The organism is Luteibacter anthropi, assembly GCF_011759365.1.
GTDB classification, from domain to species: domain Bacteria; phylum Pseudomonadota; class Gammaproteobacteria; order Xanthomonadales; family Rhodanobacteraceae; genus Luteibacter; species Luteibacter anthropi.
In genome coordinates this window covers 282,504-294,518 of record NZ_JAARLZ010000004.1, presented here as the reverse complement: position 1 = coordinate 294,518, position 12,015 = coordinate 282,504, and the positions used below count along the sequence as shown (strand labels likewise).

9 protein-coding genes and 2 pseudogenes are annotated in these 12,015 nt (G+C 67.4%); 2 read left to right on the top strand and 9 right to left on the bottom strand.

Annotated features, from left to right (window positions below; genetic code table 11):
* Window positions 1-4: 4 nt before the first annotated feature.
* Window positions 5-1,561, bottom strand: coding sequence for a POT-type proton-dependent oligopeptide transporter (locus HBF25_RS09345; RefSeq protein ID WP_166947676.1), 1,557 nt, complete (start codon window positions 1,559-1,561; stop codon window positions 5-7).
* Window positions 1,562-1,658: 97 nt separating this feature from the next.
* On the opposite strand from HBF25_RS09345, the gene HBF25_RS09340 reads away from it, so the two are divergent.
* On the top strand, window positions 1,659-2,690 hold the full coding sequence (locus tag HBF25_RS09340) for an oxidoreductase (protein WP_166947675.1): 1,032 nt from the start codon (window positions 1,659-1,661) through the stop codon (window positions 2,688-2,690).
* 684 nt (window positions 2,691-3,374) lie between these two features.
* Here the strand turns inward: HBF25_RS09340 and HBF25_RS09335 are convergent.
* The 3 genes and pseudogenes from HBF25_RS09335 to bamJ all read right to left on the bottom strand — a co-directional run bounded on the left by HBF25_RS09335 (window position 3,375) and on the right by bamJ (window position 5,768).
* Window positions 3,375-4,229, bottom strand: a complete 855-nt coding sequence (locus HBF25_RS09335) for a sulfurtransferase (RefSeq protein WP_166947673.1) — start codon at window positions 4,227-4,229, stop codon at window positions 3,375-3,377.
* A pseudogene (locus HBF25_RS09330) lies at window positions 4,223-5,022 on the bottom strand (CoA pyrophosphatase). Before HBF25_RS09330 ends, HBF25_RS09335 begins: the two are co-directional and overlap by 7 nt.
* 32 nt (window positions 5,023-5,054) lie before the next feature.
* Entirely contained in the window at window positions 5,055-5,768 is a 714-nt protein-coding gene (gene bamJ / locus HBF25_RS09325) for a BamJ family beta-barrel-assembly machinery protein (RefSeq protein WP_166947672.1), read from the bottom strand.
* A gap of 145 nt (window positions 5,769-5,913) precedes the next feature.
* On the opposite strand from bamJ, the pseudogene HBF25_RS09320 reads away from it, so the two are divergent.
* Window positions 5,914-6,697 (top strand): annotated as a pseudogene (locus tag HBF25_RS09320) (enoyl-CoA hydratase-related protein).
* 99 nt (window positions 6,698-6,796) lie between these two features.
* On the opposite strand, the gene HBF25_RS09315 reads toward HBF25_RS09320, so the two are convergent.
* The 5 genes from HBF25_RS09315 to HBF25_RS09295 form a co-directional block, all read right to left on the bottom strand.
* Window positions 6,797-7,624 carry a DUF1684 domain-containing protein gene (locus HBF25_RS09315; RefSeq protein WP_166947671.1) on the bottom strand — a complete coding sequence of 276 codons (828 nt, stop codon included), beginning with the start codon at window positions 7,622-7,624 and terminating at the stop codon, window positions 6,797-6,799.
* Window positions 7,625-7,893: 269 nt separating this feature from the next.
* Window positions 7,894-9,729 (bottom strand): DNA mismatch repair endonuclease MutL, encoded by a 1,836-nt coding sequence (mutL, locus tag HBF25_RS09310; protein ID WP_166947669.1) that lies wholly within the window; start codon window positions 9,727-9,729, stop codon window positions 7,894-7,896.
* Between the two features lie 79 nt (window positions 9,730-9,808).
* Window positions 9,809-10,441: a nicotinate-nucleotide adenylyltransferase gene (gene nadD / locus HBF25_RS09305; RefSeq protein ID WP_425483456.1), complete on the bottom strand. Its 633-nt coding sequence runs from the start codon at window positions 10,439-10,441 to the stop codon at window positions 9,809-9,811.
* 5 nt (window positions 10,442-10,446) lie between these two features.
* A complete protein-coding gene (gene holA / locus HBF25_RS09300) occupies window positions 10,447-11,457 on the bottom strand; it encodes a DNA polymerase III subunit delta (protein ID WP_166947665.1) in 1,011 nt (336 codons plus the stop codon).
* Between the two features lie 13 nt (window positions 11,458-11,470).
* Window positions 11,471-12,013 carry an LPS-assembly lipoprotein LptE gene (locus HBF25_RS09295; protein WP_166947663.1) on the bottom strand — a complete coding sequence of 181 codons (543 nt, stop codon included), beginning with the start codon at window positions 12,011-12,013 and terminating at the stop codon, window positions 11,471-11,473.
* Between the last annotated feature and the right edge of the window lie 2 nt (window positions 12,014-12,015).

Genomic DNA, 12,015 nt, shown 5'->3' with positions numbered 1-12,015 from the left:
GGCGTCACGCGGACCGGTAGTAATCGACCTCGCGATACCGGCGCGCGTACAGCCCGAAAGCCAGCCCCGCGACGGCAGCGAATGCGGCAAAGAAGAACATCTGGAAGGCCGTGGTGCCAAGTCCCGTCCCGGCGATGGCCGCCAGCACGCCCTCGTTGCGCACCCCGGCATTGGCAAGCAACACCCACAGGTTGCCCACGGTGACGCTGAGCGTCCAGAAACTCATCAGCGTGCCCTTCATCGCCGGGGGCGCCTGGCTGTAGGCAAACTCAAGGCCCGTGGCGGAAACCAGTACCTCGCCCATCGTAAGGAACACGTAAGGCAGGATCTGCCAGGCAATGGAGATCGGGTCGCCGCCATCCAGCGCCAGCTGCATCGCCCCCACGATCACCCAGGCGATCGCCGCCAGGAAGATACCTGCCGTCATCCGCCGCAGCGCGGTCGGCTCGATGCCGCGACGACGCAGCAGCGGATACAGCACGAGGTTGTTGAAAGGAATCAGCAACAGCACCAGCAACGGATTCAATGCCTGCATCTGTGCCGGATGCAGCCAGTCCGGCACGCTCATGGCGTTGGCTTGCAGTACCCAGGTGGAAGCCTTCTGGTCGAACAGCGACCAGAACGGCGTGACCAGTGCGAACACCACCAGCACGCGAAGCACGGCCGCCACGCCATCGATGGCGTCATCGGGATGCGCGCCACGTGCACGCTCCAGTTGCATGCGCGTACCCAGCGCACCGCCACCGATCAGCAGCACCAGGGCAATGCACAGCGTGGCCACGATGCCCAGGGACGGAGCAAGTGCCAGCATTGCCACGGCAAGACATGTCGCGACAACGGCAACGGCAAGACCCGGACGTGGCTGGCCCTCGCGCTTCGCCGTCAACGCCGTACGAACCACCCGCGCAAAACTGTGTGGATCATTGCGGCTGGGCGGCACCATCACGTAATGCCGGCGCCCCATCCAGAACACCACCGTCGCCACGAACATCAGCGCCCCGGGCAGGCCGAACGCCACCGCCGCGCCATAGTTGCGTAAAAAGAACGGCATCAGCAGCGAGGCCAGGAACGAGCCCACGTTGATGATCCAGTAGAACGCGTCGAAGACCACCTTGGCGAGCTTGCGGTTGCTCTCGTCGAACTGGTCGCCCACGAAGGCCGCGACGCAGGGCTTGATGCCTCCCGCACCAAAGGCAATCAAGGCCAGCCCCGTGTAGAACCCCGCCACGCTGTGCTCGAACAGCGCCAGGCACAGGTGGCCCACGCAGTACACCAGGCTCAGCCAGAGCACCGTGCGGTACTTGCCCAGGAAACGGTCGGCGAGCCAGCCGCCCAGCAAGGGGAAGAAGTAGACACCGATCACGAAGGTGTGGAACACATCCTTCGCCGCGCCGGGGCGTTCGCTCTCCGGCAGGTACATCAGCAGCGACGTCACCAGGAAGGGCGTGAGGATGTTGCGCATGCCGTAGAAGCTGAAGCGCTCGCAGCCCTCGTTGCCGATGATGAACGGAATCTGGCGTGGCAACCGTGCGCGGGCGGGGGCGGACTCGGCGGAACTCATAGGCGTGGGCTTCAGCGGCGACAAACCGGCCGATCCTAAACGAAACGCTCAGGCCGGCCGCGCTACCCTTGCCGGCATGTCCACTCGTGGAGCCACCATGCACCCGATCCCCACCGGCCTCATCGGCTACGGCACGGCCGGCGCGTTCTTCCATGCGCCCCTTATCGCCGCCGCCAGCGGTCTTCGCCTTGCCGCCATCGGCAGCCGTCGCAAGGACGAGATCCTGCGCGACTTTCCCGAGGCTATTGCGTACGAAAATCCTCAAGATTTGCTGGCCGATCCCGCCATCGAGCTGGTGGTGATCGCCACGCCCAACGAGAGCCACGCCTCGCTGGCCCGCGCTGCGCTGGAGGCCGGCAAGCATGTCGTCGTCGACAAACCGTTCACGCTGGACGCCGGCGAAGCCGAAGCGCTGATCGCCCTGGCCGAACGCGTGGACCGGCGCCTGTCGGTCTTCCAGAACCGGCGCTGGGACAACGACTTCCTTACGGTACGGCGGCTGGTCGAGGATGGCCGGCTGGGCGAGGTCGCGTATTACGAAGCGCATTTCGACCGCTTCCGGCCCGAGATCAAGCAGGGCTGGCGTGAAACGGAAGCGCCGGGCTCCGGCTTGCTCTACGACCTTGGCGCACACCTCATCGACCAGGCGCTGGTGCTGTTCGGGCTTCCGCAGGCCGTCACGGCGGACGTAACCCGCCAGCGGGCCGCGGCGCGCACGGACGATTACTTCCACCTGGTGCTCGACTACGGCCGCCGCCGCGCGGTGCTGCATGCCTCCGTGCTGGTGCGTGATCCCGGGCCACGCTACCTCGTGCACGGCGATGGCGGCAGCTTCGTGAAATACGGCATCGACGGGCAGGAAGCCGCGTTGCGCGATGGCAAGCGCCCCGGCGGAGAGCGCTGGGGCGAGGATGAGCCGGCATTCTTCGGGCGCTTCACCGATGCGGATGGCACCGGAACCGTCATCGACACGTTGCCGGGGAGATACACGGCGTTCTACGAAGGCGTAGCCGCATCGATCCGCGATGGCGCGCCGTTGCCAGTGAAAGCGCGCGAAGCATGCGACGTCATCCGCGTCATCGAAGCCGCCCAGCGCTCCTCCACCGAACGCCGCACCATCTCCCTGTAGGAGCGTGCTTGCGCGCGACCGGGGGTATCGAAACGGTGATGGTGTTCGCGATAACCGGTCGCGCGCAGGCGCGCTCCTACAACGAACGCCGCACCATATCCCTGTAGGAGCGTGCTTGCGCGCGACCGGGGGTATCGAAACGATGATGATGTTCGCGACAACCGGTCGCGCGCAGGCGCGCTCCTACACCGAACGCCGCACCATATCCCTGTAGGAGCGTGCTTGCGCGCGACCGGGGATATCGAAACGATGATGGTGTTCGCGACAACCGGTCGCGCGCAGGCGCGCTCCTACAACAGCCTGCGATCACGTGGGGAGAGGCGGCGGGGGCGGCCCTTGGCGCGACTTGATGGAGGTGAGGGGAGCGGGCGGATAAGGCCGCGTAGCGGGGCCGGCCAGGATGGCCGGCCTTTTTCGCCGAGGCAGGAGCCGAGTCGAAAAACCCCGCACGCTCCCCGGGCCCGAAGGGGCGCAGCCATAAGACACTAGCCGCGCAGCGGCTCTCCTTTCCCGAGGGACACCGCAGGCCGGAGCGCCAAGGGCCGCCCCCGTCGCCTCTGCAACGCCACGTTCCAGCGCCGATGCGAGGGCGATAGGCGAGCTCTTCCTACGGAGCGAAACACCACATGGGCTGCTTTACTACGGAGCGGCACCGCTCCAACCGGTCGCGCGCAGGGCGCGCTCCTACAGGGTGGTTACGGGGCGGGTGCGGTCGCTTACCCAGCCTGACCATGAGGGGGCGTACAGGCGCGAGCCGCAGAGGCCGGCGTAGTCCATCGCCAGCAGGTTGTGGCAGGCGGTGACACCGGAGCCGCACATGTGTACGACTTCGGCAGAGTCGTGAGGGCGGATCAGGCCTTCGAATGCCTTGCGCAGGGCTTCGGGACGCTGGAAGAAACCATGCGCATCGAGATTGTCGGCGAAGGGACGATTGCGTGCGCCGGGCACGTGTCCCGCCACGGGATCCAGCGGCTCCACTTCGCCGCGATACCGTGGCGCCGCGCGCGCGTCGAGCAAGACGATGCGACCGCTGGCCAGGCCTGCCGACAGCTCCTCGGCCGATACGGTGCCCGTCGAATCGAAACGCAGATGCATGCTGGTCGCCTCGCGTACCGGCAGCATGGCGTCAACGGGCAGCTTCGACGCGAGCCACGCCGGCCAGCCGCCATCGAGCACGGCAACATTGTCCAGGCCCGCCAGACGCGCCAGCCACCAGAAACGCGACGCGGCGAGCGCGCCGCCCGCGCCGTCATAGGCCACCACCTGCACGTCAGGCCGCCAGCCGATGTGCGAAAGAAACGCCTGGAACCGTGCAGGATCGGGCAACGGATGACGCCCCCGACCGTTCGCCGGCGTGGCCATGTCGGCCAGGTCGCGATCCAGGTCGGCGCGCACCGCGCCCACGATGTGACTGTCGGCGTAATCCCTGTCGCCCTTCGTCGCGTCCGCGAGATCGAACCGGCAATCGACGAACAGCACCTCGTCGAGCGGCAGGTTGGCGGCCGTGGCCGTGTCGATGAGGGTGCGCGAGATCAGCATGGTTGGCCCATTCGCCGGATGAGATTGAGAAGGATGGCGGCCGTGACACCCCAGATGCGATAGCCCGCATGCAGGAACTCGACCATGTCGCGGTTATGGCCGCGGAATTCCATCGTGTAGCGACGCAGGTTGTCCGGGTCCATGAAGAACCCGAACGGCACCTCGAACACTTCGGCCACTTCGCCCGGATCGGGGCGGATGTGTGCGTCCGCGGAAACGCGGGCCACGACGGGCGTCACCGTATAACCGCTGATCGTCTCGAACGAATCGAGAAAACCCAGCGGCGTGACGAGGCCCGCATCCAGCCCGATTTCTTCATGGCTTTCACGCAAGGCGGTGGCGATGACATCGCGGTCATCCGGCTCGACACGCCCACCGGGAAACGCCACCTGCCCCGCATGCTGTTGCAGGGTGTCGGTGCGCACGGTGAGCAACACGTTCTGGTCGCGGTCGTCGCGGATGCCGAGCAGCACGGCCGCGCGCCGGCGCGGACCTGCGCCGATCAGCTGTGCCATGTCGTCGTGATTCCAGCCACGCGGGCCGGGAGGGCTGTCCAGTGGCAGCAAGGCACCGTGCAGGCGGGCGAGCATGTCGTCCATCAGGCGGCTCTCCTCGACGGGAGGCTCGCCATGATCCGCTGCCGGTGGGTTTCGTCGAAACCGGCCCAGGCCGCGATCTCATCGAGGCTGCGCAGGCAGCCCTCGCACAACCCGTGCGCGCCCATGCGGCAGACGCCGGTGCAGGGTGTCGATGGCAGAGGGGACGGGGACGAAGTGGCCATACCGCCGGCCATTCTAGCGCGGCGGCGGCCGGGGTGCTGGCACGTTATTGGCGTATGTCCATCAGCTCGATGTCGAACACCAGCGCCTCGTTGGGGCCGATGCGCGGCAATTCGCCCCGCTCGCCATAGGCAAGGGCCGGCGGGATCACCACCTGCCACTTGTCGCCAACATGCATGCGCGGGATCACATCCTGCCAGCCGGGGATGACCCGGTTGACCGTGAAGGTGACGGGCTTGCCGTGGGCGTAGGAGCTGTCGAACTCGGTACCGTCGATGAGGGCACCGCGGTAATTCACCACCACCGTGCTGGTGAGCTGAGCCTGTGCGCCGTTGCCCTTGCTGAGCACGGCGTACTGGATGCCCGACGGCAGGGTCACCACGCCCGGCCGGGTACGGTTCTTGGCGAGGAAATCGGCACTGCGCTTGGCATTGGCCGTGGACACGCGACGGAATTCCACCATCGAGTCGCGCTGCACCTTGGAATCGAAATTCACCAGCTGCTGCTGCATGGTGTCGATGGGCACGCTCGGCTGCCGCTTCGCGTAGCCGTCCTGCAACGCCTTCACGAGCACGGCGATGTCGACATCCGGCTGTGCGCTGTTCGCGAACTGAGTGCCGATCTGGTACCCGATGGCGTAGGACAGCTTGGCCTTGTCGATCGCCGGGGCGCCCGAGGCGGGCGCCGATTGCGCATGCACCTGCGCGCCGCCCAGGATGAGCGATGCGGTGGCAATGGCGAGGAAACGCAAGCGTGACATCCCGTTCTCCGTGAACCCGGACTTCTGGCGTCGGTGAGGATAGTCCATCAGCCGCTCGCTCGTCCGTACGCCCTCAGACGCCCCCGGATGGGGAAAGGTTCCCCTGCTACCATTTCGGCCCTCATCCCCCAGCCAGGAATCCACCATGGCCTTCCGCAATCTCGTCACCGCGGACCGCGGCGCCGTCCGCACGATCACCGTCAACCGCCCCGACAAGCTCAATGCGCTCAACCGCGAGACGATCGGCGAGCTGACCCTCGCCTTCCGCCAGGCGGCACAGGACGACGCCGTGCGTGTCGTGATCCTCACGGGCGCCGGGGAGAAGGCCTTCGTGGCAGGTGCCGACATCTCCGAGATGAGCGCGTGGTCGCCCGTGAAGGCACAGGCGGCCTCGCGCGCCGGCCAGGAGCTCATGCTGACCGTCGAGCGGTTGGGCAAGCCGGTCATCGCGAAGATCCGGGGCTACACGCTGGGCGGTGGCATGGAGCTGGCCATGGCCTGCCACCTCCGCGTGGCCAGTGAGAAGGCGAAGTTCGGCCAGCCGGAGATCGGCCTGGGCCTGATTCCCGGTTTCGGCGGCACCCAGCGGCTCACCCGTCTCACCGGCCGTGGCGTGGCGCTGGAGCTGTGCCTTCTCGGCCAGCAGATCGATGCCGCCCGCGCCGAGCGCGTGGGCGTGGTCACCCGCGTGGTAACACCAGAAGAACTGGACACCGCCGTGGACGCGATGGCCGACCAGCTGGCCGCCGCCGCGCCGCTGGCGCTGAAGGGCATTCTCGAGGCGGTGATCGAGGGCGGCGAGTGCGCGCTGGATCAGGGCCTGGCGTTTGAAACGCAGGGCCTTCGCCATCGCGTTTTCGACGGAGGACATGCAGGAAGGAACCAGCGCGTTCCTCGAACGCAGAAAGCCGACCTTCAAGGGCGCCTGAAGCCCGCTTTCCTGTAGGAGCGCGCCTCGCGCGCGACCGGCGCACGGCATATCCCGGTCGCGCGCAAGGCGCGCTCCTACAGGGTTGCCTCGGCGCCGGTTAGTGGGCCGAGCCTTTGTATTTGAGTTCGCCGGCTTCCACGCGGATATCCAGCCGGTTTTCCGGCGGTGCCAGCGGGCAGGTGGCGTAAGGCGTGAACGCACAGGGCGGATTGCGGGCCTCGTTGAAATCGATCACCAGCTTGCCGTCCTGCGGCAGGCCCGTATCGAGGAAGCGCGCCGCGCCATAGGTTTCCCTGCCACTGGTGAGGTCGCCGAAGACAAAGAACAACGCATCGGGCGTTTCCTGGATGGGAAACAGCTCGAAGGTGCGACCGTCGCGCACGAACACGGCCTTGCCCGGCACCTTTTCCTTGTCGATGGTGCCCAGCACCGTGCCCATTTCCAGCTCCATCGGCGGATCGAACGGTACCCAGTCGGCTTCCACGCGCCAGGAGGCATCGATGGGGAAGTAATCCAGCCCTTCGAAATGCGTGCGGGTATGTGCCTGTTCGTCTTTCACGCGCAGCGCCTTGCGGCCGTCGCGGGCAATGACGAAGAAATGCGCCGAGCCGAAGCGGACTTCGCTGGGGATGTGGCCCGGGGCGTCGTCGAAGAGCTCCGCGTGGGTGACTTTCTCGCCGTTGACCGTTGCGCCGGTGCCCGGCGCCAGGTCGATGGTCGTCCGACCGTCGTCGGCGAGCGTGATCGTGCCCAAGTGAGCCGGGCCCGCCTTCAGCACGATGTCGTTGTCGGTGGCGCTGCCGATGCGATTGGCGCCCGGCTGCAACCAGTCGAGGCCGATGAGGCTGAGCCAGCCGCCGGGGGACTGAAGCAGGGACAGGCGGTGAGCGCGGGCGTTGTGGACGGAGGCTTCGTGATGGGTCATGACAGAGGCTCGGCGGAGGTGGTCGCGCGCGAGGCGCGCTCCTACAGGGAATGTCGGTTCCGTGGGGGCGACAGGGAATGCCGGTTCCCTGGGGGCGACAGGGAGTGTCGGTTCCGTGGGGGGGCGACAGGGAATGTCGTTTTTTATTGGTGCGATAGGACTATTTCTGTAGGAGCGCGCCTTGCGCGCGACGGGCCGAGCGACCGATTTCATGGTTTCGCGAGAACCGGTCGCGCGCGAGGCGCGCTCCTACAACATCAATGGCGGGGTCAGCGGCCGCGGAGGAAGAGGCGGTCGAGTTCGCCCAGCGACAGCTGCACCCAGGTCGGACGACCGTGGTTGCACTGGCCGGAGCGCTCGGTGGCTTCCATCTCGCGCAGCAACGCGTTCATCTCGGGAATGCCCAGGCGACGACCCGCACGCACGGAGCCGTGGCAGGCCATGGTCGAAAGCAGTTCGTTTTCCAGCTCTTCCAGTCGACGCGAGCTGCCGTGCTGGGCCAGTTCGGCGAGCACGTCGCGGGTGAGCTGTGCCACGTCGGCGCCTTCCAGCAGTGACGGAATGCGCCGCACCACCACGCCCGTCGGGCCGCTGCGCGATAGCTCCAGCCCCCAGTCGGCCAGCGGCTCGGCATGTTCCTCGGCGGCGGCGGCCTCCTTGGCACTCACGGCAATGCTCAGCGGCACCAGCAGCATCTGCGAGCGCAGGTTGGCCGTAACCCGGCCGTTCTTCAGCTTTTCGTAGGTGATGCGCTCGTGCGCGGCGTGCATGTCGACGAGGATGAGCCCATGCTCGTTCTCCGCGAGCACGTAGATATTTTTCAGCTGCGCGATGGCATAACCCAGCGGCGGTACGTCGCTGGACGCATCCAGCGCATGGCCGGCCTGTGGTAACGGTCGTTCCGCCACCGCAGCGGACGTTGGCGGCCCGAACAGCGTGGCGTAATCGGCCAGCGGCTGGTCGCGCACGCCCAGGTCCAGGCGCGGCTGGCTGGCGGATGACGGCCACGACGGCAGCGATGCCTGCGGTGCCGACAGGCGCGAGGGCATGCCCGGCGCCATCGCGGCCATGGGCATCGGCGCGTCCGTCGCCGCCAGCGAGCCACCGGCGCGCGTATGCGCCAGGGCCTCGTGCAAGGTACGGAACAGGAAATCGTGGATCAGGCGCTGCTCGCGGAAACGCACTTCGCTCTTTGCCGGATGCACGTTGACATCCACGCCCGCCGGATCGACGTCCAGGAACAGCACGAACACCGAATGGCGCCCGTGGAAAAGCACGTCGGCATACGCCTGGCGAACCGCATGGGCCACGACGCGATCACGCACAAGACGCCCGTTGACGTAGAAATACTGCTGGTCTGCCTGCGCGCGCGATGCCGTGGGCAATCCAACCCACCCCGATAAACGCATGCCCGCGGCTTCGTGATCCACCCGCAACGACTGCCCCGGAAATTCCGGCCCCAGCACTTCGGCGACACGCGCCAGTGCGGCGTTCTCGTCGCGCGCCGGTTTCAACAGGCGCACGGGCTTGCCGTTATGCGTGAGGCGGATGTCCACGCCTTCGCGAGCCAACGCGAGTGACTTCAGCAGGTCGTCGATATGCGCGAACTCCGTGCGCTCGGCGCGGAGGAACTTGCGGCGTGCAGGCACGTTGTAGAACAGGTCGCGTACTTCGATGGTGGTGCCGGGGGGATGCTGCGCGGGGCGTGCATCCTGCAACTTTCCACCGTCTACCTCGATGCGCCACGCCGCGTCTTCGCCGCCATGCCGCGAGGTGAGCGAGAAGCGGGCCACGGACGACACCGACGCCAGCGCCTCGCCACGAAAACCCATGCTGGCCACGCGTTCGAGATCGTCGAAGCTACCGATCTTGCTGGTGGCATGCGATGCCACGGCCAGGGGCAGTTCGTCACGCGGGATACCGCCGCCGTCGTCGCGTACGCGGATCAGGCGCGAACCGCCCTGCTCGATATCCACTTCGATGCGGCGGGCACCGGCGTCGATGCTGTTCTCGACCAGTTCCTTCACCACCGAGGCGGGGCGTTCGATGACTTCGCCGGCCGCGATCTGGTTGATCAGTTCGGGCGGCAGGACACGGATGGGCATGACGGTAAGACCTGACGGGCTTGCAAGCCGGAAGGATAGCCCATGGGCTGTCGCGACGCTCTCCGCGACTTGCGCCGGATCAGCGCCCGAGCGCGCGGTACGGCGCCAGCAAGGCCTCGTCGGCGAAGCATTCGGAGGGCATCAGGAAGCGCGGTTCGTGGCCGGCGGCGAAGGTCTCGCGGATCGCGGTGGCGGCGATATCCAGCGGCGTGATGGCGATGTCCACCACGAGGCCTGCGGGGCCCTGCACGCGAGGCGCGCGGCGGTCCGCCACGAAGGCGGCCAGTTCGTCCGGCAGCGGATGATCACCACCGGGCCGGGTCAGCACGCCGATATGTGCCAGGCGGAACAGTTCCTTCCACAGATGCCAGGACGCGAGGCCGGCAAAGGCATCCGCACCCACCAGCAGCACCAGCGGGCGATCGGGGCCGATCTCGGCACGCAACGAAGCCAGCGTATCGACGGTGTACGACGGACCGTCGCGATCCAGCTCGCGCGTGTCGATGGAGAGGCGGTCCTGCCCCGACAACGCCGCACGCAGCAAGGCAACGCGACCAGCGGCATCCGCCACCGGTGGCGGCCGGTGCGGCGGCGTGCGTGCCGGCACCATGCGCACCTCGGCGTCCAGTGCCTCCACGGCCTCCCACGCGGCGCGCAGGTGGCCGTTGTGGATGGGATCGAACGTGCCGCCAAGAATGGCGAGCGGACGCAATTCACTCATGCGAAGGCCGTGGCAGCGCGGGGTTCGGCAATGGCGGCGACAAGGCGCTCCGCCTCGAGCCAGGGATCGCCCTGCTGGCGGCCCTTGGCCATGCGGTCGATGCGCGCCGCACGGGCCAGGCAGGCCAGCCAGTGTTCACGCGGTGCGCGTCGCAGGGCCTTGCGGAACAACTGCTCGCGCGCCGGCCACAGGCGCTCGGCCCGGGCCTGGGAGGCGAAGTCGCGGGCGTTGGCCAGGCGCAGGGCCAACTGGAGCTGGTTGACCATCCAGCCCATCAGTACGATCAATTCCTCGCCCTCGGCACGCAGCCCGGCCAGGATGCGCAGCGCGCGGCCGCCCTCCCCGGCGAAGGCCGCATCGGTGAGCTTGAAGGCGTCGAAACGCGCGCTGTCGGCGACAAGGCTTTCCAGGGTATCGGCATCGAGGCGGCGGTCGCCCGCCAGCACCACGAGCTTGTCCACTTCCTGGGCGGCGGCGAGCAGGTTGCCCTCCACGCGTTCGGCCAGCATGGCCACGGCGTCGGGCGTGGCCTGCACGCCGCGCGAGGCGAGACGCGCGCCGATCCACTGGGTCCACTCGTGCGGACGCGGCGCATTGAAGATGATCTGGATGCCGGCCTTGTCCACGTTCTTGGTCCAGGCCGCATCATGCTTGCTGCTCCACTCGGTGGCGGTAATCAGCAGCGTGGTGTCGGGTGGCGGATTGCCCACGAATTCCGTGATGGCGGCGCCGCCATCCTTGCCTGCCTTGCCACCGGCCAGGCGCAGGTCGAGCAGGCGCTGGGTTGCGAACAGGGAAAGACCGGCCGAGGCGCGGGCCAGGTCGTCCCAGTCGAAGCGACTGTCGGCTTCCAGCACCTCGCGCTCGGCATAGCCCAGCCGGCGCGCCATGGCGCGCACGGCGTCGGCCGCTTCGAGCACGAGCAGTTCCTCGCCTACCAGCAGATACACCGGCGCCATGCGATCGCCGGCAAGGTGCTTCTGCCACTGGCCGGGATTCATCGACACCGGAGTTGCTCCCTTACTGCGCGGCGGGTGTTGGTGTTGCCAATGCCGGGTGCGCACCCGCCGCCTGCAGGCGGAACAGGATCGACTGCACCATGTCGCCGATCAGGCTGCGCTGCAGTTCTTCGGTCTGGCTGGCGGTACCGATGGTGTTGGTGGCGTCGTAGCTGAACTCGCGCGACATATCGACCGACTGGGTCGGAATGATCTGCGTGCCGTCCGGTGCCTTCGCATTGAATTCGACGTGGTAGCGCACGGCGTATTCGGTGACGCGCGCCGTGCCGCTCACGGTGAGCGAATCGGTACGGAAGGTGTTGCTGGTCACCGCCAGCTCGGCCGAATCGGCCGAAGGCTTGTCGACGACAACGGCGCCGGAGCCCTCCAGCGCGCGGGTGAGGTCGCGCTCGAGCTTGCCGCCACCGGATACCGTGAGGTGGATCTTCTTCATCCCCGCCGGCAGCGCGGCCGACTGGCGAAGGTGAAAGCCGCAACCGGCCAGCAGGGCAACGGTGGCCACCACCAGGGCGGAACGCAGCAAACAGGGAAGCTTCAGGCTCATGG

Excerpts from the sequence above, each read along its gene's own strand:
- bamJ (WP_166947672.1), bottom strand. The coding sequence starts at position 5,768 with ATGTCACGCTTGCGTTTCCTCGCCATTGCCACCGCATCGCTCATCCTG.
- HBF25_RS09295 (WP_166947663.1), bottom strand. The coding sequence starts at position 12,013 with ATGAGCCTGAAGCTTCCCTGTTTGCTGCGTTCCGCCCTGGTGGTGGCC.
- HBF25_RS09315 (WP_166947671.1), bottom strand. The coding sequence starts at position 7,624 with ATGACCCATCACGAAGCCTCCGTCCACAACGCCCGCGCTCACCGCCTG.
- HBF25_RS09345 (WP_166947676.1), bottom strand. The coding sequence starts at position 1,561 with ATGAGTTCCGCCGAGTCCGCCCCCGCCCGCGCACGGTTGCCACGCCAG.
- HBF25_RS09335 (WP_166947673.1), bottom strand. The coding sequence starts at position 4,229 with ATGCTGATCTCGCGCACCCTCATCGACACGGCCACGGCCGCCAACCTG.
- mutL (WP_166947669.1), bottom strand. The coding sequence starts at position 9,729 with ATGCCCATCCGTGTCCTGCCGCCCGAACTGATCAACCAGATCGCGGCC.
- HBF25_RS09340 (WP_166947675.1), top strand. The coding sequence starts at position 1,659 with ATGCACCCGATCCCCACCGGCCTCATCGGCTACGGCACGGCCGGCGCG.